This window comes from Candidatus Microbacterium colombiense, from assembly GCA_029203165.1.
Classification (GTDB): Bacteria; Actinomycetota; Actinomycetes; order Actinomycetales; family Microbacteriaceae; genus Microbacterium; species Microbacterium colombiense.
Genome location: CP119308.1, coordinates 3,248,878 through 3,271,471, shown reverse-complemented (window position 1 = coordinate 3,271,471; position 22,594 = coordinate 3,248,878). Strand labels below are relative to the sequence as shown.

Annotated in this window: 19 protein-coding genes; 9 read left to right on the top strand and 10 right to left on the bottom strand. The window is 69.1% G+C overall.

All coding sequences use genetic code 11. The annotated features are described in order from the left end of the window. The first annotated feature begins 2 nt into the window (after window positions 1-2). From P0Y60_15970 to P0Y60_15940, 7 genes are all read left to right on the top strand, one after another. A complete protein-coding gene (locus P0Y60_15970; GenBank protein ID WEK62935.1) occupies window positions 3-1,499 on the top strand; it encodes an FGGY family carbohydrate kinase in 1,497 nt (498 codons plus the stop codon). After that, window positions 1,496-2,302 (top strand): sugar phosphate isomerase/epimerase, encoded by an 807-nt coding sequence (locus P0Y60_15965; protein WEK60777.1) that lies wholly within the window; start codon window positions 1,496-1,498, stop codon window positions 2,300-2,302. Before P0Y60_15970 ends, P0Y60_15965 begins: the two co-directional genes overlap by 4 nt. Before the next feature lie 43 nt (window positions 2,303-2,345). Then, window positions 2,346-3,113, top strand: a complete 768-nt coding sequence (locus tag P0Y60_15960; GenBank protein WEK60776.1) for an SDR family oxidoreductase — start codon at window positions 2,346-2,348, stop codon at window positions 3,111-3,113. Between the two features lie 36 nt (window positions 3,114-3,149). Beyond that, complete coding sequence (locus P0Y60_15955; GenBank protein ID WEK60775.1) at window positions 3,150-3,989, top strand: ATP-binding cassette domain-containing protein; 840 nt, start codon at window positions 3,150-3,152, stop codon at window positions 3,987-3,989. Beyond that, the gene (locus P0Y60_15950) at window positions 3,986-5,029 is read left to right on the top strand and encodes an ABC transporter permease (GenBank protein WEK60774.1); all 1,044 of its coding nucleotides are present in this window, start codon (window positions 3,986-3,988) and stop codon (window positions 5,027-5,029) included. The genes P0Y60_15955 and P0Y60_15950 overlap by 4 nt, the downstream gene beginning before the upstream one ends. Before the next feature lie 105 nt (window positions 5,030-5,134). After that, the gene (locus P0Y60_15945) at window positions 5,135-6,157 is read left to right on the top strand and encodes a substrate-binding domain-containing protein (GenBank protein WEK60773.1); all 1,023 of its coding nucleotides are present in this window, start codon (window positions 5,135-5,137) and stop codon (window positions 6,155-6,157) included. Between the two features lie 29 nt (window positions 6,158-6,186). After that, entirely contained in the window at window positions 6,187-8,364 is a 2,178-nt protein-coding gene (locus tag P0Y60_15940) for a hypothetical protein (GenBank protein WEK60772.1), read from the top strand. A 7-nt stretch (window positions 8,365-8,371) separates the two neighbouring features. Here the strand turns inward: P0Y60_15940 and P0Y60_15935 are convergent, their stop codons facing one another. The 9 genes from P0Y60_15935 to P0Y60_15895 all read right to left on the bottom strand — a co-directional run bounded on the left by P0Y60_15935 (window position 8,372) and on the right by P0Y60_15895 (window position 18,423). After that, a complete protein-coding gene (locus P0Y60_15935; protein WEK60771.1) occupies window positions 8,372-9,262 on the bottom strand; it encodes a siderophore-interacting protein in 891 nt (296 codons plus the stop codon). After that, window positions 9,259-11,100: an ABC transporter ATP-binding protein gene (locus P0Y60_15930; GenBank protein ID WEK60770.1), complete on the bottom strand. Its 1,842-nt coding sequence runs from the start codon at window positions 11,098-11,100 to the stop codon at window positions 9,259-9,261. The genes P0Y60_15935 and P0Y60_15930 overlap by 4 nt, the downstream gene beginning before the upstream one ends. After that, window positions 11,093-12,745, bottom strand: a complete 1,653-nt coding sequence (locus tag P0Y60_15925) for an ABC transporter ATP-binding protein (protein ID WEK60769.1) — start codon at window positions 12,743-12,745, stop codon at window positions 11,093-11,095. Before P0Y60_15925 ends, P0Y60_15930 begins: the two co-directional genes overlap by 8 nt. Beyond that, window positions 12,742-13,530: an ABC transporter ATP-binding protein gene (locus P0Y60_15920; GenBank protein ID WEK60768.1), complete on the bottom strand. Its 789-nt coding sequence runs from the start codon at window positions 13,528-13,530 to the stop codon at window positions 12,742-12,744. Before P0Y60_15920 ends, P0Y60_15925 begins: the two co-directional genes overlap by 4 nt. A gap of 11 nt (window positions 13,531-13,541) precedes the next feature. Then, on the bottom strand, window positions 13,542-14,648 hold the full coding sequence (locus tag P0Y60_15915) for an iron chelate uptake ABC transporter family permease subunit (protein WEK60767.1): 1,107 nt from the start codon (window positions 14,646-14,648) through the stop codon (window positions 13,542-13,544). Continuing rightward, on the bottom strand, window positions 14,645-15,730 hold the full coding sequence (locus tag P0Y60_15910; protein ID WEK60766.1) for an iron chelate uptake ABC transporter family permease subunit: 1,086 nt from the start codon (window positions 15,728-15,730) through the stop codon (window positions 14,645-14,647). The genes P0Y60_15915 and P0Y60_15910 overlap by 4 nt, the downstream gene beginning before the upstream one ends. Further along, a complete protein-coding gene (locus P0Y60_15905) occupies window positions 15,727-16,794 on the bottom strand; it encodes an ABC transporter substrate-binding protein (protein ID WEK60765.1) in 1,068 nt (355 codons plus the stop codon). Before P0Y60_15905 ends, P0Y60_15910 begins: the two co-directional genes overlap by 4 nt. A gap of 166 nt (window positions 16,795-16,960) precedes the next feature. Next, on the bottom strand, window positions 16,961-17,803 hold the full coding sequence (locus tag P0Y60_15900) for an AraC family transcriptional regulator (GenBank protein ID WEK60764.1): 843 nt from the start codon (window positions 17,801-17,803) through the stop codon (window positions 16,961-16,963). Further along, the gene (locus tag P0Y60_15895) at window positions 17,800-18,423 is read right to left on the bottom strand and encodes a TetR/AcrR family transcriptional regulator (GenBank protein WEK60763.1); all 624 of its coding nucleotides are present in this window, start codon (window positions 18,421-18,423) and stop codon (window positions 17,800-17,802) included. Before P0Y60_15895 ends, P0Y60_15900 begins: the two co-directional genes overlap by 4 nt. A gap of 70 nt (window positions 18,424-18,493) precedes the next feature. Between P0Y60_15895 and P0Y60_15890 the strand changes: the two genes are divergently transcribed. Next, window positions 18,494-19,765: an MFS transporter gene (locus P0Y60_15890; protein WEK60762.1), complete on the top strand. Its 1,272-nt coding sequence runs from the start codon at window positions 18,494-18,496 to the stop codon at window positions 19,763-19,765. Window positions 19,766-19,814: 49 nt separating this feature from the next. After that, window positions 19,815-20,255 carry an alternative ribosome rescue aminoacyl-tRNA hydrolase ArfB gene (gene arfB / locus P0Y60_15885; GenBank protein ID WEK60761.1) on the top strand — a complete coding sequence of 147 codons (441 nt, stop codon included), beginning with the start codon at window positions 19,815-19,817 and terminating at the stop codon, window positions 20,253-20,255. Between the two features lie 240 nt (window positions 20,256-20,495). On the opposite strand, the gene P0Y60_15880 is transcribed toward arfB, so the two are convergent. Next, window positions 20,496-22,586 (bottom strand): DUF2156 domain-containing protein, encoded by a 2,091-nt coding sequence (locus tag P0Y60_15880; GenBank protein WEK60760.1) that lies wholly within the window; start codon window positions 22,584-22,586, stop codon window positions 20,496-20,498. Window positions 22,587-22,594 lie beyond the last annotated feature (8 nt).

The following is a 22,594-nucleotide window of genomic DNA, read 5'->3' as shown; positions in this document are numbered from 1 at the left end:
CGATGCTCGTCTACGCGGTGGATCTCGGCACGACCAACCTCAAGGTGGTGCTCTTCGACGAGTCCGCGATGCAGCTCGCGACCGCGACCGCTCCGATGCGGTACCGCCGTGAGGGGGCGATCGTCGAGTTCGACGCCGACGAGGTGTTCGCGTCCGTCATCGAGCTGATCCGCGCCTGCGCTGCCGATGCCGGTGCGGCGCCTGACGCTGCGGCGCACATCGTCGTCACCGGTCAAGCAGAATCCCTGGTGCTCGCTGACGCAGCAGGTATCCCGGTAGCATGGGGGATCTCCTGGATGGACGAGCGCTCGGCCGTCGAAGCCGCAGCGCTCACCGCGCGATTCGGTGCGTCGGCTGCGTTCGCCATCACCGGCGAGACCGAGGCGGTGGCGACGTGGCCTGCGACGAAGCTGCGCTGGTTGCGGACGCATCGGCCGGAGGTGCTCGATGCCGCGGTCCACGTGCTGATGATCAAGGACTTCATCCTGCTCCGACTGACAGGACGGGCCGTCGGCGAGGAGACCACGAGAGGCTTCACCTATCTCTACGACGTACCCGCTCGCCGGTACTGGACCGAGATGCTCGAGTTCTGCGGGGTCCGAGCAGAGACCCTGCCGGAGCTCGTGCCGGCCGGGGTGATCGTCGGTGCCCCGCGCCCCGACGTCGCTGCCCTGCTCCCGCCCGCGGCATCGTACGAAGTGAATGCGGGAGCCCTCGATCACTTCTGCGCGATGCTCGGCACCGGCTCCTACGCACCGGGCACGGTGAGCGCCTCGGCAGGCACCGTCCTGGCCGTTTCTCTGGTCGCCCAGGACTGGGCGTTCGACGAGGCATCCGTCATGTCATTCCATCCGGGCCTGCGCCCAGGGGAGACCGTGCTGTTCAGCTGCGCGGACAGCGGCGGCGTCGCGCTCGAGTGGTTCCGTGAGGGTATCGCGGGCGACCTGAGCTACGAGACGTTGGCGCGTGAGCTTCCCGAGCGGGATCACCGCGCGGCCCCGCTGTTCCTGCCCTACCTGACCGGCGTCAACCCGCCCGACTTCAATCCCGAGGCTCGGGGCGCATTCATCGAGCTGCAGCTGCGACATGACCGCATCGATCTCGCGTTCGCCGTGATGGAAGGCGTCGCGCATCTGCTGCGGCGCAACATCGATGCGATCGGGGATTCCGGTGCGCCTGTGCGCGAGATCGTCAGCGCCGGCGGCGGCACCGCGTCGAAGTTCTGGAACCAGCTGAAGGCCGATGTCTGCGGTGTCGACCTGCGTGTGCCGGACGAGCAGGAGGCCGCATGCCGCGGCGCGGCCATCCTCGCGCTGGTGGCCGCTGGCGTGCTGACGTCGATCGACGACACCGCTCGTCTCCACGCGCCCAAGACCCAGGTCTTCCACCCCCGCACCACGCCCGCGACGAGCGAGCGCTACGACCGATTCGATGACGCGCTCGCGCGCCTGTACGGCTCGACGAGCCCGTCAGCCGACCCTGAAGGAGAAGGACGATGATCCTCTGCTGTTCCACCCCCATGATCCCGGCGAACTCGCTGACCGCGCAGGCGGAACTGTTGCGCGACTGGGGGTATGACGCCATCGCCGTGTTCCAGCCTCGTGAAGAGTGGAACCCGAAGGTTCACGACGAGCTCCGCTCACTCGAGTCCCGTACCGGCGTGCGTCCCGTGGAGTTCGTGCTCACCGGCGACATCTACGGTAACGCGATGTCCGAGAACCCCGAGCTGCGCGCCCAGTGCCGTGACATGTACCGCGAGGCCGCCGAGGTGTGCGCCGAGCTGGGGCTCGTCACAGAGATTGAGTTCGAGTACGGAGCGCAGGATCCGATGCCGCTGTTCGACCCCTACCAGCAGCTCACCGCGGCGCAGGACGAGGAGTTCACGGCCTTCTACACCGAGCTGCTCGACCGGGTCGCCGGGTCCGATGCCGCCATCCTGCTCGAACCGCTGAACCGCTACGAGAGCCGTTATCTGAACTCCGTCGCCGACAACCTCGACGTCGTGAAGCGCGTGGCACACCCGAACGCGGGACTGCTGCCCGACACCTTCCACATGTCGATCGAAGAGGCCGACATCCCCGCAGCGCTGCGTGCCGCAGGCGACCAGGTGCGCCACGTGCACCTGGGCGACAGCAACCGTCTGCTGCCGGGCCACGGAGCACTCGACTGGGCCGACATCTTCCTGGCGCTCCGAGACATCGACTACCGCGGCGCTCTCAACCTCGAGTGCTCGACCACGGGCGATCCCGCCATCACCCTCCCGCGCACGGCCGCCGAGCTGCGCGAGCTCATCGGCGCCTGACGCGCTCGACACCGACCGACACACCATCACAAGGAGAACCCTCATGAAGATCGATCTCGCCGGACGCATCGCCGTCGTCACCGGAGGCGGACGTGGCATCGGCCTCGCCGTCGCCCGCGCACTCGCCGAGGAAGGAGTCGACATCGCCCTCTTCGACCTTCTCGACACGGTCGAGGAGACCGCCGCCTCCCTCTCGGAGGAGTTCGGGGTGCGTGCGCTCGGACACCGCCTCGACGTCACCGACCAGGAGGCGACGACCGCGGCGTTCCTCCTCGTCACCGAGCGCCTCGGCGTGCCACGCGTGCTCCTCACCGCCGCAGGAATCGAGATCAACGAGGACTCGATCGATGTCACCGCGAGCAACTGGCGCAAGGTCATCGACGTCAACCTCACCGGCACCTTCTTCTCGGCACAGGCGTTCGGCCGCACTCTGCTCGAGGCCGGACAGACCGGCAGTGCCGTGCTGATCTCCTCGATGTCCGGCTCGATCGTCAACGTGCCGCAGTGGGCCGCCTCCTACAACTCTTCCAAGGCGGCGGTCGCGCACCTCGCGAAGTCCCTCGCGGTGGAGTGGGCATCCTCGGGGATCAGGGTCAATTCGATCGCCCCTGGCTATGTGCTCACCGACCTCACCCGGCAGATCATCGAACGCGAACCCGCGCTCGAAGCCGAGTGGGTCTCGCTCATCCCGCAGGGCCGGATGGCCACTCCGGAAGATGTCGCCGGGCTCGTGGTCTTCCTCGCCTCCGACGTGTCGAGCTACATGACGGCGCAGCAGGTCACCATCGACGGCGGATACACCGCCGTCTGAGCCTCGCTCCCGTTCACCTCCAGGAAAGGCATTCCGATGGAACCCGAGAACTCCCGCAGCACCGCCGGCACGACCGTGTCGTCGCGCCCGGAGGGCACAGCGCTCAGCACCCGTGGCATCCGTGTCTCGTACGGCCACGTCCAGGCGCTCCGCGGCGCCGACTTCGACTGCCGTGCGGGGGAGGTGACGGCATTGATCGGTGACAACGGCGCCGGCAAGTCGACACTCGTCAAGGTGCTCTCGGGCGCGCTCATGCCGGACGACGGAGAGGTCTTCGTCGGAGGTGAGCCGTTCCGCGCCCACCAGCCGACCGACGCGCAGGCCGCCGGCATCGAGACCGTCTGGCAGGATCTCGCGCTGGCGCCGGACATGGGGCCCGTGGCCAACATGTTCCTCGGGCGTGAGACGAGACGGAAGGGGCTGTTGGGCGCTCTCGGATTCCTTGACAACAAGTCGATGGCTGCCGTCGCGCAACGGGAGTTCGCCCAGCTCGGGGTGACTGCAGACCCACGGCGCGGATCGGTGAGCGACATGTCGGGCGGGCAGCGCCAGGGCGTGGCCGTGGCCAGGGCCGTCAGCTGGGCGCGCACCGTGGTGCTGCTGGACGAGCCCACCGCTGCGCTCGGTGTGGTGCAGACCAAGGGCGTGCTCGACATGGTCAAGCGCGTCGCCGACCGCGGGCTCGCCGTGGTGCTGATCAGCCACAACATGTCCGACGTGCTCGCCGTCGCCGACCGGGTAGAGGTGCTGCGCCTGGGACAGCGCGTCGCGAGCTACTCCCGCGCGGAGGCGTCGCTGGAACTGCTCGTCTCGACCATGACCGGCGGCAGCCTCGCGCCGACCCCCGCCCCTGAAGACACCGGAGGAAACCGATGACCTCTCTCGACACGATGGGCGCGCCCGTCGCGGTCCCCGAACCGCTCACCTTCCGGCAGCGCCTGGAGCGCGCGTGGCAGCATCCGCTGTTCGTCGTCACGTGCGCACTGATCCTGCTCGTCGTCGTCTTCGCGATCATCAACGGTCAGCCGTTCCTGTCGCAGGCGAACATCCGCAACATGTTCCTCGCCGGCTCGATCATGCTGATCCTGGCGGTGGGCGTGACCTACGTCATCATCACCGCCGGCTTCGACCTCTCGGTCGGATCGGTGCTGGTGTTCTCCGGGGTCATCAGCATGATCGCGATGCGACAGGTGGGCGGTGACGGCTGGACGACGGCGCTGATCGGCCTCGGAGTCGCCGTCGTCTGCGGTGTGGGTCTCGGCTGGATCAACGGGCTGCTCATCGCGTACGCCGAACTCAATCCGATCATCGTGACGCTCGGCATGTTCGGTGCGGCACTGGGACTCGCTCAGGTCGCCACCGGAGGGCAGGATCTCAGCGGGATGCCGGCCGCCATGTCGCAGTTCGGTGTCGGACGCATCCTGGGCATTCCGTGGGTCGTGGTGATCGCGGCCGCTGTGGCCGTCATCGCCGCGATCGCCCTGCACTCGACGGTCTTCGGCCGGCACACGTACGCGATCGGGTCGAACAAGGAGGCTGCCGTGCGCGCCGGCATCCCGGTTCGTCGACACCTCACCGTCATCTACGGTCTCTCCGGACTGCTCGCCGGCCTCGCCGGATGGTTGTCTCTCTCGATCTACGGCACCACGAACATCTCGGGCCACTCGCTCGACGCCCTCACCGCGGCCACCGCGGCGATCCTCGGCGGCGCGAGCCTGTTCGGCGGCGTCGGCACGATCGCCGGCACCGCGCTGGGCAACGCGATCCCGGTCGTCCTCGCCAGCGGCCTCGTGATCGCCGGCCTGCAGAGCTTCTGGCAGCAGGTCGTCACCGGTGCCGTCCTCGTAGGCGCGCTCTACCTCGACCGGCTGCGGCGCATCCGAAGCCTCAAGCGATCCAGCTCCGCGCCGAGCTAGGCATCTCGTCCTCGTTCTCCACCGCATCACCCTCCGCACCTCGCACGCATCTCCCTCTCGCTGTATCCCTTCACCCGACCATTCCCGCCCGTTCAAGGAGTCCGCATGAACCGTTCTGCCTTCACCGCACGTTCGTCCCGGCGTCTCGTCATCGCTGCTGCCGCCACCGCTCTTCTTCTCGGACCGCTCGCCGCGTGTTCGAGCGCCGCACCGGAGGCGGAGGGCGATGGCGACGATCCCGTCACTGGCGCCACGATCGCCATCGCCGGGCCGCAGTCCGGCGACCCGTACTACGTGCAGGTCGCGTGCGGGGCGCAGGCCGCCGGCGCCGAGCTCGGCATGAAGGTCGGTGAGCTGCAGGCGCCGCAGAACCAGAATCAGGCCCAGCTGACGACAATCGTGCAGAACGTGCTCACGAGCGCGCCGGATGCCCTCATCTACACGCCCGCCGACCCGGTCGCCGGTGGCATCCCCGTGCAGACGGCGCGGGCTGACGGCGTCACGGTCATCGACGTCGACGCGCAGCTCGACGACGAGGAACTCTACGACTCGTTCATCGCCTCGAACCACTACGAGGGCGCGAAGGAGATCACGAAGTATCTCGCCGACCTGATCGGCGGCGAGGGGCAGATCGCCGCGATCGGCTCGCTCGCGACCAACCCGATCACCCAGGCACGCATCAAGGGCTTCGAGGACGCGCTCGAGGAGTACCCCGACATCGAGGTCGTCTCGATCTCATACCCCGAGATCGCCGCCGATATCATCCAGGCGAATGCCGCATCGACCCTGGTCAAGTACCCCGACCTGAAGGCGATCTACACGACGAACTACCTGAACTCGACCGGCGCTGCCGTCGCTCTGCGCAACGCCGACGTGGTCGGCGACGTGAAGATGGTCAGCTGGGATGCGGGAGCGGCGAACGTCGAGCTGCTGCAGGAGGGCGTGCTGCAGGCGACGGTCGCCCAGCAGCCCTACGCGATGGGCGAGCTCGCGATCGAGCAGATCGCCAAGCAGCTGCGCGGCGAGGAGCTGTCGAAGACCGTGGACGCCCCGGTCGAGATCCTCACCAGCGACGATGTCGACACCCCCGAGGGTGAGGCGCTCTGGTACAAGACCGAGTGCAACTGACGTCCGAACCAGCACGGAAGGAACCCCGCATGACCCTCACCGGATACCTCAATACGCTCTCGGCCGAGCCCGGCGAGGTCGTCGACCTGATGATCAGTGCGACAGCGGATGTCGTCGCCGTCGATCTCGTGCGCCTGCAGCACGGCGATGACAATCCGGCGGGGCCCGGTCGGAAGATCCTCCCCGTCGCGGGGTTCGTCGCACAGACGGTGTCTGGCGGTCTGCGCGATGTGCATCTCGGGTCGTGCATCGTGGTTCCCGATCTCGGTGACCAGGCGCTCGCCGGCTTCCAGATGTCGGTGCTGATGCAGCCGACGACACCGCGAAGCGGGTGCGAGCAGGGCGTGTGGACCCTGCTCGCACCCGACGGCTCTCTGGTGCTGGGTGTGCTGATCGACTCCGACGGACACCTCGTGCTGCGGGGGCCGACCGGCACGCCCCTCGTCGATCTCGACATCCCGTGGCGCACGGATGCCTGGTACCGGGTCGTCGTCAGCGCTCCGGTGGGGATGCAGGTGACGCTTTCCTGCACCGAATCGAGTCCGCGCAGAGAGGGGGAGAGGATGCAGGGTGAGGCGCCGGCGCTCGCGGAGGGGGCGACCGTCGCATCGGCAGTGATCGCCGCTGTCGGATGCCGTCGCGACGGTCGACGCTGGATTCCCGACCGGGTGTTCAACGGCAAGATCGAGCATCCGCAGATCGACAGGGGTGCGGCGGCGGGGAACCGCACCACGGTCGCGGACTGGCGGCTCGAGCTCGAGCAGGGCAGTTCGACCGCGGTGGACGTCAGCGGTCACGAACACCACGGCATCGTCGTCGGTGTTCCTGCTCGTGCCTCGACCGGACACGACTGGCGTTACGAAGAGGTCGACTTCACCAAGGTGCCGACGCAGTACGCGGCGATCCACTTCCACGACGACGACCTCGACGATGCGGGCTGGGAACCGAGCCTGAGCTTCACCGTCCCGGAGGATCTGGAATCCGGGGTGTTCGCGATCGAGCTGCGCGCCGACGGCGTCGTCGATCACGTGCCTTTCGTGGTCCGGCCGCGCGCCGGTGCGGTTCGTGCGCGCACCGCCGTGCTGCTGCCTACGTTCACCTACATCGCCTACGCGAACGAGCGCATGGTCACCCGCCTCGACTTCGAGGGCGACCAGATGAGTGACCACGCGATCCACCCTGGTCACCGTGACCTCGAGCTCGCTGAGCACCCGGAGTGGGGCCTCAGCCTCTACGACGTGCACTCCGACGGCAGCACCTGCGCGTACTCCACGCACCTGCGTCCGATCCCGAATCTCCGGCCCGACTACCGCGCGTGGCTGCAGAACGCCCCGCGCCATCTCAGCGCCGACCTCTACCTCATCGACTGGCTCACCGAGAAGGGTTACCCGTTCGATGTCATCACCGACCATGATCTGAACCGCGACGGAGCACCGCTGCTCGCCGAGTACGACGCCGTGCTCACCGGCAGTCATCCCGAGTACGTCAGCGCGCGGATGCTCGACGCACTCGACGTGCATCTCGACAGTGGCGGGTCGCTCATGTATCTGGGGGGAAACGGCTTCTACTGGGTGACGAGCCAGGACGAGGCTCGCCCTCACCTGATCGAGGTCCGACGCGGTCCGGTCGGGACGCGTCCTTCCGAGGGTGCGCCGGGCGAGGGGTTCCACAGCACGACCGGAGAGGCAGGGGGCATGTGGCGGCAGCGGGGGCGGTGGCCGAACCGGCTCACCGGCATCGGGATGACCGCCCAGGGCTGGGACTCGAAAGCACCGGGTTACCGACGCAACCCCGACCTTCCCGATCGGTGCGCGTTCCTCTTCGACGGCATCGACGATGAGGTGATCGGCGACTTCGGTCTCATCATGGACGGCTCCTCCGGCGACGAGATCGACCGGTTCGACGTCGGGCGGGGGAGCCCGGCCGAGACGGTGGTGATCGCGTCGTCGACTGGACACAGTGATTTCTATCTCCTCGCCGGTGAGGACGTGATGGCATCGCGCGCCGGATTGGGAGGGACGGAGAGCGCGGACGTGCGCTCTGACATGACCTGGCTCGAGAAGCCGGGAGGCGGCGCTGTCTTCAGCGTCGGGTCGATCTGCTTCCTCGGGTCGCTCTCGCACGACGACTATCGCAACAACATCTCCGCTGTCGTCGCCAACGCGCTCGACGAGATGCTGTCGCGGCCTTCCCGGAGCCGCGGATGACGCCAGGTCACAACCCGAGCTGACCCAGCCGTTCCTCGACCCGCACCTGCACGTCTTCCGCCTCGGCACCCTCGAGCTCGGACCACATCTCGTCGAGCTCCTTCTGCACGGACTCGGGGAGGGCGGCGAACTTCTCGTCCCACGCGGCGATCGGGGTCCAGTAGCCGACGACCTTGAAGCGGGTCGCGGGAAGGCCGAGCTCCTTGCGCAGGTACTTGCGCACATCGCGCAGGGCGACGGTCTCCCCGGCGACCCAGACGTACCCCTCGTCGAGGGCGAGTCGCCCGTCGACGATGCCGCGCACGAGCTGCCCCAGCGCGCTCGGACCATGGCCGTTGCCGCCGATCACCCAGGTGACCTCGACATCGGGCCCGACCGCGAACTCGACCTGGTCGGCCGCGCTCGGCACTTCGAGCACGATCCGGGTGTGCACGCCCTGCGGAGCATCCGCGGCGATGCGGGCGACCGCCGGAAGCCCGGTGAGGTCGGCCACGAGCACCTGCCAGCGGATGCCGTCGGGCGGCGAGTACAGTCCGGTCGGCGAGTTCAGGCCGATCACGTGACCGGGCTCGGCGCGCGCCGCCCACGGCCCCGCGACGCCCGCCTCGTGGATCACGAAGTCGATGTCGAGCTCGGCGGCATCCGGACGCACACCGCTGATCGTGTACGTGCGCATCGGAGCCTCGGGTGCGCCCTCGGGCGTCTCCCACCAGTCGCCCGAGGGCACCGGGAGCGATACATCGGTCGGGTCCTCGCCGTGGGGGAAGAACACGCGCACGTACTCGTCGCCGATGCCGGTGCTGAGGAACTCCGCCACCCCGTCGCCGCCTAGCGTGATGCGGATGAGGGTGGGAGTGAGGGTCGTGGTGCTGCTGACGATGCCGCGATGGATGTTCACGCAGTCTCCGCTTCTTCGATCTGGGGCTGTTCGGTCTGGGGGTGTTCGGTAGTGGTCTGGTCGGATGGGGTCTGTGCGGTCGGAGCGAGCTCGGTCTGGGCGAGCCAGAAGCTCCGGTACGGCCCATCGGCCGCGAGGAGTTCGTCGTGCGTGCCGCGCTGGGTGGCCCGGCCGTCGGCGAACACGACGATCTGCTCCGCCGTGGCTGCCTGTTGCAGCCGGTGCGCGATGAGCAGAGCCGTGCGCCCGTCGCGCAGAGCACTGATCGCCTGCTCCACGGCGTCGCGGTGGTGCAGGCCGACGTCGGCCGTCGCCTCGTCGAGGATCACGACGGCGGGGTCGGCGAGGAACGCCCGGGCGACAGCCAGCTGCTGGACACGCCCCTCGTCGAGAGGGGGAGCCTGATCGGCAGGCGAGTCCGTCTGGCCGGTGCCCTCCGCCGCCATCGCGTCGACCGCCCAGCCGGCGCCCACCGCGTGCAGCGCGGCGATCAGGTCGTCGTCGCTCGCGTCGGGGGCGACCAGCCGCAGGTTGTCGGCGATCGTGCCGCGGAACTGGTGCAGCTCCTGCGACAGGTAGTACGGGGTGTGCGCGGCGGCGATGTGCACGCTCCCCGACGTCGGCGGGTGGTGGCCCGCGACGACACGGGCGAGGGTGCTCTTGCCCGAGCCCGAGGTGCCCACGAGGGCGGCGGTGGTGCCCGGTTCGACCCGCAGCGAGATCTCATCGATGCCGCGGCCGGTCGTGGCGTAGTGGAACGAGACCTCGCGCACGTCGATACCGACGGCATCCGCGCCGGCATCCGGACGCGCATCCGGACCTGAGGTCGCGGGGGACGCGGGGGCGAGATCGATCACACCGACGAGGCGGGCCAACCCGATCGCGGCGCGCTGGATGTCGTCGAGACCGAAGATCAGCTGTCCCACGGGCCCGAACAGCCGGTGGAAGAGCAGCGCCGCGGTCGTGACCGCGCCCACGGTGATCACACCGCCGGACTGCAGCACGAAGCCGGTGCCGAGGATCGCGGCGAGACCCACGAGCTCGCCGCCGTTGATCCAGCGGAAGAGCCGGTTGGTGAGACGCACGCCCTCGATCTGCATGCGGATCGACGCCTCGGCGCGCTCCTGGACGCGTTCGAGCGCGTGCTCCTGCTCGTTGAAGGCGGTCAGCGTCTCGATGCCTTCGACCGCTTCGAGCACGGCCTGGCTGCGCGCCGCCTCGCGCACGCGCACCTCGCGGAACACCACCCGTGACCGCCGCAGGAACGACCGCGTGCCGAGCACGTACAGCGGAGCGGACGCGAGTCCGGCGAGTGCGAGCCACGGGTCGAGAGCGGTCAGCGCGAGCACGGAGACACCGATCGCGAAGCTCGCGGAGAGCAGGGTCGGAGCGACGTTGCCCCCGGCCTCGGCCACGGCATCCACGTCGCCCGTGACGCGGGAGAGCAGATCTGCGCTCTCGCCGTCGTCGACCGTGCTCACCGGCAGCCGCATCGCCGAGGCGAACACGCCCTCGCGGAGGTCCGCGAGCATGTCCTGCACGAGTCCGGTCAGCACTCGGGTCGCCCAGAGCATCATCACGGCCGCGCCGATCGCGCCCGCACCGGCGCCGAGAACCCACCCGGCGATCGTCGCGAAACCGGCGTCCGCCGAGACGGCATCGACGATCCGCCCGAGACACGCGGGCATCACGATGCCGAGTGCGGATGCCGCCAGGAACAGCACGGCGACCGCCGCGGTGCGACCCGGATGCCGTCGCAGCAGACCGCCGACGACGGCGCGCACGCGCGCGCTCGATGCGATCGGCAGCAGCGCCTGGTCGTTCGACGGCTCAGACATCGCGAGCATCCGTTCCTTCGGGGGCGAGCTCGATGACGCGGTCGCAGGCGCCGAGCAGCACGGGGGACGTGGTGATCACGATCGTGGTCGTCGAATGGTCGGCGAGAGCACGGGCGATGTGCGCCTCGGTGATGGCATCGACGGCCGAGGTCGGCTCGTCGAGCACCAGCACATCGGCGTCGGCGTGCAGCCCGCGGGCGATACCGATGCGCTGACGCTGTCCGCCCGACAGGCGCCGCCCGGCCTCGCCGACCTCGGCATCCCATCCGCCGACCTGCACGATCGTGTCCTCGAGCGCTGCCATGTCGACGAGCGACGGATGCGGCAGGCCGGGCTCCCCGCGTCCGCGCACGGCTTCCCGGAGCGTGCCGGTGACGATCGTCTGACCGTGCGGAGGAGCGACCACGCGCCGACGGTAGTCGCCCGGATCGACGTCGGCCAGATCGCGGGGCTCGCCGTCGACGAGCAGCGTCACGGCGCCGCGTGCCGGTCGGGTGCGCAGACCGAGCAGGCGTGAGAGTGCCCGCGCCGCATCGCTGTCGGCGGGGCGGATGCCGAGCAGTTCGCCGGCTCGCACCTCGACGACCGGCGACGGGACCGCACCCGCGCGGAAGGTCAGCACGACGTCGTCCGCGTGGGGCGCGACCGCTGCCTGCTCCGTGGCGTCCGCACCGGACGCATCGAGCAGATCATCCGCGTCGATGACCTCGGCGAGCCTCTTGGCGGAGGCGAGCTTGTGGATCCAGTTCGAGGGGAACGAGCCCGCATAGGCCAGGTAGCCGCTGATGAACTGTGCGAGGCCGAGAACGGTCACGAGCTCGCCGATGGTGATGCGCCCCTCGGCGGCGAACCACGCCGACATCCCGGCGAGCGCGGTGGTGGCGACGGCGGCCAGGGTGTTGCTCACGGCCTCGTAGGAGGCGAGCGAGCGCCCGGCCGCGGTGGCGGCGCGGCGGGACACGTCGCTCGCGGCGACGTAGCGGCGCACCGACTCCTCCCGCGCCCCGATGCCGACCAGCACCCGGAATCCGCTCATGAAGTCGGCGGCCACGGCTCCGGCTTCGGTGGCCGCATGCTGCTCGGCGAAACCGCGTCGCTCCAGCGGACGGGAGACGACCCGCATGACCAGCATCATCACGATCGTCGAGCCGAACACGACCAGCGTCGCGACGGGCGAGATCACCAGCATCGCGAGTCCGGCGCCGATGATCGCGGCGATCGTCGAGCACTGCTGCGCTACCGACCATGCCACGCCGGCCACGCGATACGTGTCGGAGGTCACGAACGTCAGGGCCTCACCCGCCGTCACCGTGCGGCGGGACAGGCGTGGTCGCAGCATCCGCGACAGGGTGAGGTGGCGCAGTGCCTGCTCGCCGTATCCGTAGATGCCGACCATCAGGCGCGACGCGGACTGGTAGGTCACGGTCAGCACGAGGAACGTGCCGACCAGCACGGCGATCCAGATCCCGAGGGTGACCGGGTCGGCGGGCAGTACCGCCCGATCGATCGTCGCGCCGATGATGACGGGGATCGTCGCCTCCGCCAGGGCGTGCACGATGAGCAGCGCGGTCGCGCCGGTGAGGGCGATGCCGCGGCCGTCGGCGGTGAGCGCGATGCCGAAGAGCCGCCGTGGCGTGTCGGTCACGGCTTCCGCCGACCGAGCGGGAGTACGAGGGGAGTCCCCGAGACTGGGTCGGTGATCACCTTGCACGGCAGGTCGTAGACGGCCTCGACCAGCTCGGCGGTGATGATCTCGCGCGGGTCACCCTGCGCCACGATGGCCCCATCGCGCATCGCCACCAGATGCGTCGCGTAGCGCGCGGCATGGTTCAGGTCGTGCAGCACGGCGACGAGCGTGGTTCCCTCGCGGTGCAGGTCGGCGAACAGTTCCATGAGGTCGATCTGGTGCGCGATGTCGAGGAACGTCGTCGGCTCGTCGAGCAGCAGGTGCTTGGTCTGTTGCGCGAGGGCCATGGCCACCCACACGCGCTGCCGCTGGCCGCCGGAGAGTTCGTCGACCAGTCGGCGCGAGAGGTCGGTGACCCCGGTGGCCGCCATCGCCTCGGAGACGGCACGCTCGTCGGCACTGCTCCAGGTGCGCATCGCGCTCTGGTGGGGGAAGCGTCCTCGTCCCACGAGGTCGGCGACCGTGATGCCGTCGGGGGCGATCGACGACTGCGGCAGCAGTCCGAGGCGGCGCGCCGCCTCCTTCGGCTTGTACCCGCGCAACTCGGCGCCGTCGAGCAGCACGCTGCCCGTCGTCGGCCGGAGCAGGCGCGCGAACCCGCGCAGCAGCGTCGACTTGCCGCACGCGTTGGGTCCGATGATGATCGTGAACGAGTCGTCGGGTACCTCGAGCGTCAGCTCGGAGATGATCGGTGTCTCCCCGTAGCCCAGCGTGATGTCACGCGCCAGCAGCGAAGCGGTCATGGGTGTTCCTTTCAGGTGCGGCGCGCGTATTGCGCCGCGAGCAGCCAGGCCAGGTAGATGCCGCCGATCGACACGGTCACGACACCGACCGGCACCGCGACGAGCTGCGCCACGGCATCCGACACCACGACGAGCGCTGCGCCCGTGAGCATGACGGGGAGCGTGCCCATCGGGGTGTTCGAGCGGGTCAGACGTTGCGAGATCTGAGGTGCGGCGAGGGCGATGAACGAGATCGGGCCGGCAGCAGCGGTGACGAGGGCGACGAGGGCGACGCCGAAGACCATCGCCGCCAGTCGCGTGCGGCCGGGGCTGATGCCCAGTGCCGTCGCCGCGTCATCGCCCATCTCCAGCACCGGCAGTGTGCGATTCAGCGGCAGGGATGCGAGCGTCACGACCGCGAACACGATCGCGGCGGGGATGAGCTGGTCGAAACCGAGTGAGGCGATCGAGCCCGCGCCCCAGGTCGCCGCCATCATGGCCTTCTCGACACTGACCGAGATGAGGATCCACGAGGTCAGCGACCCCAGCCCGGCCGAGACGCCGATGCCCACGATGATGAGTCGGAAGGACGACATCGTGTTCTTGTTGGCGAGCAGATACACGAGCAGCGCCGTGATGAGTCCTCCGACGAGCGCGCCCACCGCCTTGAACATGTACGTGTTGAGTTCGAGGACGACCATCATCAGCGTCACGCCGAACTGCGCGCCGATGCCGAAGCCGATGATGTCGGGCGAGCCCAGGGGGTTGCGGGTGAGCGACTGGAAGATGCCGCCCGCGAGCGCGAGCGCCGCGCCGCACAGCACGGCGAACAGCACGCGCGGCAGCCGCCATTCGAAGACGACCTGACGGATGTCGGGGTCGGACGACGGGTCCACGATCGCGCGGATGACGGAGGGGAAGTCCACCTCGTACGCGCCGATCGTCATCGACGCGAGGCCGGCCGCGATGATCACGACGGCGAGTGCGACGCAGACGAGGATCGAGCGCACAGGGATGAGGGTGGCGATGCGTGCGGTCTCGATCCGCAGCTGGCGGCGGCCGTGATCGACGGGGGTGAAGCCGACGTCTTCGTGGGCGGATGCCTTCGCCGAGGCGGTGGGTCGCTGGTCGATGCTCACAGTCCACTCACCCGCTTGCGGCGCACGAGGACGATCAGGATGGGGGCGCCGAGAAGGGCGGTGACGATGCCGACACGCAGTTCGCCGCTGGGGAGGACCACGCGGCCGAGGATGTCGGCGACGAGCAGGAAGGCCGGTCCGATGATCATCGAGTACGTCAGCACCCAGCGCTGATCGGGGCCGGTGAACCAACGCACGACGTGGGGGATCATCAGCCCGACGAAGGCGATGGGCCCGGCGGCGGCGACGCTCGTGCCGGCGAGCAGGGTGACCGCGATGATCACGAGTCCGCGGGTGACGCGCACCCGGGCGCCGAGCGCCTGGGCGAGGTCGTCGCCGAGGGCCAGCGCGTTGAGCGAGCGTGCGCAGAGCAGGCCGATGAGGAGTCCGGCGATGATGAGCGGCACCGCCCAGGTGAGTTGGTCGAGGGTGCGTCCGCCGATCGATCCGACACCCCAGAAGCGCATGACCTGCAGGGTGCCCAGATCGCGCAGCACGATCGCGGTGGTGAAGCCGGTGAACGCCGCGCCGAGCGCCACCCCGGCGAGCGTCAGCTTCATGGGCGTCGCACCCGAGGCGCCGAATGAGCCCAGCGTGTAGACGAGGATCGTGAGCACGAAGGCCCCGGCCAGCGCGAACGGCACATATGCGCCGGGGGTGGTGAGCCCGAGCACGCCGACCGCGAAGGTGACGGCGAAGGATGCTCCCGCGTTCACGCCGAGGATGCCGGGGTCGGCCAACGGGTTGCGGGTGAAGGCCTGGATGAGGCCACCACAGACGGCGAGGGCGGCGCCGACGACGATGCCGAGCAGTGTGCGGGGAACGCGCAGCTCCATGACCATGAGGTGCAGGGGGTTGTCGTCGTCGTAGGCGAAGACCGACTGCAGCACGGTGAGGGGGTCGATCGCGCGGTTGCCGACCGCGAGTGATGCGATGGCGGCGAGCACCAGCACCACCGCTGACACGATCAGTCCCAGCACGAGCGTCCCGGTGCGGTGCGGGGAGCCGCTGTCGCGACTCCCCGCACCGGTGTTCGAGACGTCCGTGCCGTCGTCCGTCACCACGGACATCTCTGAGGTCACTCTCCGTCGATGGTCGGGTCGCCCTGCAGCGCGGCTGCGAGGTCGTCGACGTAGGTGGGGAGGATGTACTTCAGCGACAGCACGGTCGGCGCGCTGATGGCCGAGGCCTCTGCGGCGTCGGCGTAGATCACGTACGACCCGTTGGCGATCGGGTTCCAGCGGGACACGACCTTGTTCTCGACCGTGTACTCGCCCTCGGCGGCGCTGCTGCCCCACGCGGCGAACAGATCGGCATCCACGTCGTAGAGCTTCTCCAGGCTCACACCCGTGTACCAGTTGTCGCCCTCGGCGCTGGCGAGGAAGCTGTCCATCGCGGAGGTCGAGGTGAACCCGAGCGCCTCGGTGATGCGCACGCGGGGGTCGTACTCCAGGTAGACGCCGAGGTCGGTGCCGCCCTCGTTCAGGGTGAGGCCCCAGACGAACGTCTTGTCCTCGAACTCCGGGTGCTCGCCGGCGAGCGTGGTGATCTGCTCCTCGGTCTCGGCGATGAGCTCCTCGGCCTTGGCGTCTTCCGACATCGCCTTGCCGACGGTGCGCGTCATACCCTCCCAGGTGCCCGGGTTCCAGGGCCCTTCGATGTAGGGCACGGTGGGCGCGATCTCGCTGAGTCGCTCGTACTCGACATCGCTGACGCCGGAGTACAGGCTGAGGATCAGGTCGGGCTTGAGTGCCTTGATCGCCTCGTAGTTGGGGCCGTCGTCGGTGAAGGGGATGATCTCGGGCGTCTCGCCGTATTCCTCGGTGACGAAGTCCTCGAACCAGGGCTGGTAACCGCTCTCGCCGGCTCCCCAGACCTCTTCGATGCCGACGGGGTTGGTGCCGAGCGCGGCGACGATGTCGGGCGTCATCCAGCCCAGGGCGACGATCCGCTTCGGCTTCTCGGGGATCACGGTCTCACCGTGGCCATGCTCGATGACCACGCCGTCGGTGGACGTCGACGAGGGGGCGGATTCCGCGCTGTCGGCGGAGGTCGAGCACCCGGCCAGGGTGAGGGCGGCGGCGAGGGCCGCGGCGACGAGGGCGGACCCTCGGCGGATCTTCGGGCGCGCAGAAGCGAGCGACATGGTTCTCCTTCAGAGAGATGGGAGGGGAGTGCCGCGACAACGCGGCGAGAAGTTAGGTAAGCATGTCCTAACAGATCGATGCTAGAACGCGGATTGCGGCATCAGTGTTGTGAAACAGACGACTTGTGTCGGTGAACAGACAGTTCGGGTGGTAGGCGCGCGAGCGTCAGCGCCAGTAGAGGTGATGCGCGGAATCGGCCTGCACCCGGGCGACGTGCTGACGCGGTGTGAGCCCGAACCTCTCCTTGAAGCTGGCGGAGAACGCGCTGGTCGTGGCGTAGCCGCATCGGTGGGCCGCGGCGCCGATCGGGGTGCCGTCGACGATCAGCCGTGCGCCGAGTGTCATCCGCACCCCGGTGCGCCACCGGCCGAAGGTCATGCCGACGTCGTTCTGGAAGATGCGCAGCACCGTGCGCTCGTGCAGCCCGTGGGCGAGGACGAGCTCCTGTGCGCTGCGGGGATCGCCCGGGTCGTCGAGCACCGCCTGCACGAGGGCCCGCACGCGCTCGTCGGTCGGAAGGGGGACTTCGCCCCACCCGTCGAGTGTCTCCGGAACGGGCTGCTGCAGCATCTCGATCAGGGTGGACTGGATGCGGATGCGCAGATCGGTGGGCATGTCGTTGATGCCGAGGTGCAGCAGCATCTCCTGCACGGCGCGTGGCACGAGCACCCGGGTGATGTCATCGATGGGCGCGATCGCCGAGGTCGCGGGCAGGTACGTGTAGCAGCCGACGGAGTCCCGCTCGTGTCGTGCCGTGTGGGGGGTCTGCGCGGGGATCCAGACGCCCTGTCCTGGCGCGAGTCGCCACATCGCGTCCTTCAGGTGCACCCACACGGTGCCGCGATAGCACCATGCGAGCATCGCGTCGGCGTGGGAGTGCGGGGGTGAGAGGGGGCGGGTTCCCGTGTCCTCGCCGGTGACGACGCCGGTGCCCATCAGATAGGGAGCCGCGACGGTCGACGGATGCTCGGGGCTCGCGTCCCAGTCGTCCTGCCGGTAGGAGTTCATCGGGGGTCGTCGGACCGGTTCGCCAGGCGTGCCTCGATGGAGGACCAGCCGCCGTCGAGGATCGCGAAGCCGGCATCGAGGGTGCCGAGCTGGTCGTCGGTGTCGTTCACGAGCAGTTGCATCTGCAGGACGAAGCGCGAGTAGACCCTGATCTCGGGGGTCGGCGCCGGGAGGTCGAGCTCATCGGCGATCGCCTGGGCGATCGCGTCTTCGTGACGCAGCCACATACGCGCCGCGTAGTCGCGCAGCGCGGGTGTCTCGTTGAGGAACTTCATGAAGATGCGGGTGACGTCGTCGCCGTGCTCGTCGACGTTGGCGCGGATCTCCGTCGTGTAGAAGTCGTGGAGCGCGGCGTGGATCGTGCGACCGGCCGGTCGATCGCGCACGGCGGAGACGAGCCGGTCCCGCTGCTCGTCATCCTCGTCGAAGACCAGTGCCTCCTTCTGGGGGAAGTGCGCGAAGACCGTGGTCGGAGAGACATCGGCGGCGTCGGCGACCTCGCGGATGCTCACATTGTCGAAGCCGCGCTCGAGGAACATCATCGTCGCGACGTCCGAGATCGCCTTGCGCGTCGCCGCCTTCTTCCGTTCGCGGCGTCCCATCGGCTCCGTGTTCGTCATGGCGCCAGTCTATCGTGCACTCGATACAAAACTGGCTTGACACCAAAACTGGTATGAGTACACTTTCGGTATGACTTCATCCACTCTCTCCGTGCGCGGCGTGAACCGCGCCTGGATCATGCTCGTCGTGCTGACGATGCTCACCGTCATCGGCATGACGGTCGTCCTCCCCGTTCTGCCCTTCGTCGTGCTGCAATACGTCTCCCAGGAGAAGGACCTCGCCATCTGGGTCGGCATCCTCGAGGCGGTCAACGGTCTGTGCGCCTTCCTGGTCGCACCGTTCCTCGGACGCCTCTCCGACCGCTTCGGCCGTCGCCCCGTCATCATCGGCGCCGCCTTCGGCGCGGCCTTCTCCATGGCGCTGTTCGGCATCGGCGGCGCGCTGTGGGTACTTGTCCTCGCCCGCGTCATCCAGGGCCTGACCGCCGGCGACATGCCGGCACTGTTCGCCTACCTCGCCGACATCACCCCGCCCGAGCAGCGCGCCAAGCGGTTCGGTCTGCTCGGCGCACTCACCGGCATCGGCATGATGATCGGACCGGCCGTCGGCGGTCTGCTCGCGGCGGTGAGCATCCAACTCCCGGTCTTCGTGACCGCCGGCGTCGGTCTCGTGATCGCGATCCTCAGCATCTTCCTGCTCCCCGAGAGCCTCAAGCCGCAGAACCGCATCCAGCGCATCGCACTGCGCGAGATCCAGCCGTTCGGCGTCTTCAAGGAGGCGTTCGGTCGCAAGGAGCTGCGCGGCCTGATGATCGCCTTCGGACTGCTCGCCCTGCCGTTCGGTTTCTTCGTCAACAACTTCAGCGTGCTCGCGTTCGACGCGATCCAGTGGGGTCCGACGCAGATCGGTCTGCTCACCGCCGCCGTCGGCATCATCGACATCCTCATCCAGGGCGTGCTGCTCGGCATCCTGCTCCCGCGCATCGGTGAGCGCGGCGTGATCGTGAGCGGCATCATCGCCCAGATGGTCGGCCTCGTCGGTCTCGCCGTCGTCGCGTCCGTCTTCGCCCAGCCGTGGGTGTTCATCGTCGGTGCGCTCATGCTCGCCGCAGGTCAGGGCGCATCGACCGCCGCGATGGACGGTGCGATGTCGAACGCCGTGGGCGACGACGAGCAGGGCTGGCTCGGCGGGGCGACCCAGTCGCTCGCTGCGGCGATGAACACCGCCGCCCCGCTCATCGCCGGAGCGCTGTACGTCACCGTCAGCCACGCGGCTCCCTACTGGCTCGGTGCCGCGATCATGGTCGTCGCCGTGATCGTGGTCGCCCGGGCACACATCGCCAACACGGCGAAGGTCGCGCCCGGTGAGGCACCCGCCGAGCGGGTGGAAGCCCTCGCCTGACGCCGCGACCGCGCTCGCCCCGGGGCGATGAGCGGAGGATGATGGACTCATGCCCTCCGCCCACCGCCCCGGTCTGCGCGTCTCGGCGGGTGTCACCATCCCCGAGTCCGAGCTGTCGTGGCGCTTCTCGCGGTCATCGGGCCCTGGGGGGCAGGGCGTGAACACCGCGGACTCCCGCGTGGAGCTCGTCTGGGATGCCGCGGGCTCGACGGCGCTCTCGCCGGTGCAGCGTGAACGGGTTCTCGAACGCCTCGGCGGGCGCCTGGTCGACGGGGTGCTCACGATCGCCGCATCCGAACACCGCGCCCAGCTGCGCAACAGGGATGCCGCGCGCGAGCGACTCGTGGCACTGGTGTCGGAGGCGTTGCGTCCGCCCGCACCGCCCCGTCGGGCGACGAAGCCCAGCCGTGGTTCGAAGGAGCGCCGACTGAAGGCGAAGCAGCAGCGCACCGACGTCAAGAAGCTGCGTCAGCGCCCGCGCGACTCCTGATCCCGCCCGACCCCTGCCGCCGCCCCCTGCCGCCGCCCGACCCCTGATCCCGCCCGACCCCTGCCGCCGCCCGGCTGCAGTCCGGACCGTGGCCCCGCTGTCGGCCGGCACGTCGTGCAGGGAGATGTGCGAGGTGCAGGGAGAAACGGGGTGGATGCCCCTGCATCCCGCACTTCGCCCTGCAAACCGTGCGCCCCGCAAACCGTGCGCCCCGCACGTCAGCCCCCGCCGCGGCCCGGGTCAGGCCTTCTCGCCCCCGCGCACCAGTTCCAGCCCGGCGCCGGCGAACTGCCGCAGCGTCGCATCGGGCAGGAATGCGCGAGTGAGCGCACCACCGATGCGGGTGAGGTCGCTCTCGTCGCGGAAGAGCAGATACATGGTCTCGTAGCGCGGGTGGAACTTCTGCTTGAACCGGTGCAGCGATCCGAAGCCGTAGACCGGCTCCAGCGCCTCGGCCAGACGATCGCTCAGGGCGGCGATGATCCCGGCATCCGGCGGATAGTCGTGGGCGAGCGGAGCACCCGAGAGCGACATGATCTCGGCGCCCTCGTCGGCGAACTGCTTGGCCGACGAGCCGATCAGATACTCCATGACCGGGCCGAAGCCTCCCTCGCGGCGACGCATCAGGTCGAGCGTCCACCCGCGCACCATCCCGTCATCGCCGTGCACCGGCAGCCACGACAGGAACCCGTCGACGTCGCCGTTCGGGGCGAGGGCGAGGGCGAGTCGCACCTCGGGGTCCTCTGCCTCCTCCAGCGTGCCGAGTGTGAAGCGCATCTCGGGCAGGTCCTTGTCGCCCACCCACGCTTCCGAGATCGCGCGCAGCTGCTGTTGCACACCCCACGGCTCTGCCTTCAGGTGCGTCATCCGGAAGGTCATGTCCTCCCGGCCGGCCTTGTTGAGAGAGGTGCGCACCGAGTTCCACCGTTTGCCGGTGAACTCGAGGCCCGGCAGGTCGACGATCGTGTCGTCGGCCACCACGAGGCTGCGCCAGGTCGAGGGCACGGCGACGCGGGTGGCCTCGTCGGCGCTGAAGAAGCACGGGACCAGCCCTGCGCGCTCGGCATCGCGGATGAACTCCTCGACCGCCGACGCCCGCAGCGCATCCGGACCGATCGGGTCGGCGAGAGCCAGCGCCACACCGGAGCGGCGCTGATAGGCCACGACCCCGCCGGTGGTGCGCGCGTAGCTGTTGCCGTCCCACGTCGTCATCCATGACAGCGTGCCTCCGCCGTGCGTGCGCAGGGCCTCTCGCACGTCGTCGGCGGTGGGGGCGGGCTGGATGCCGAGGGGTGACCTGCGTCGTGCGCGGAACGCGCGGCGCACCCAGACGAGGTACACGAGCATGATCAGCCACAGGATGCCGTTCGCGAGCACGAGCTCGGTGTCGCCGTTCCAGCGCACGTCGAGTTCGGCCTGACTGGTGAGGATGATGAGGGCGAGCACCAGCAGCCCACCGGCGACGTTGAAGAGGCCGAGCAGGAGGGCGAGCACCCAGGCGAAGCGCCGCCCTCGGCGCAGGCCGTTCACCAGCACGAGGATCACGACGAGGTCGATGGCGAGGTCGATGAACCCGCCGTCGCTGAGGCCGGAGACCGGATCGGTCGGACCGAACGGGCCATCGGTCGGCACCAGCGTGGTGATGATCTCGACCGCCCCGAGCACGAGGATCGCGATCACGGCGATGAGCCGCTGCTCCCGCACGGTGGTGCGCCGTACCCGGAGGGACCGGTCGACGACGAGGATCAACAGCACGGCGAGCAGATGCTCCAGGTCGGCGAGCTTGCCCCAGAACAGCATCGAGATGAACACGAAGCCCAACAGGATCAACCAGCCGCGCACCCGCCACGGGGCGCGGAAGAGGCCGACCGCCGCGGCGATGCACGCCATCGTGCCCCCGGATGCGCCGACGTCGAGCGCCTGCGCCTGCGCGGTCGCCCACGCCCACGGGAACTGCGACAGCACGAAGAGCACCAGCGCGGTCGCGAAGATCGCGAAGAGCTGACCGACCCAGTAGTACGCGAGGGCCACACGGGTGCCCCGACGGAACTCCAGGTAGGCCATGCCCCAGAATCCGGCGATCGTGAACAGATACACCCAGGGCTGATTCACGAAGAACGTGCCCGTGAACGGTGTCCACCACTTGCCCTCGGCCAGGTTCGGCAGACCGTACGCCACCGAGCGGAAGAGGCCGGTGTCTTCGAAAGGCTTCCACAGCCCGTTCCAGACGACGCCGACGACGAGCACCAGGAACACCATCGTCAGCGTCGCGGGGATGCGGCGGACGACGCCGAGCGCGCGGTTCGGTGCAGGAGTTCGCGCCTCGGTCATGCGCTCAG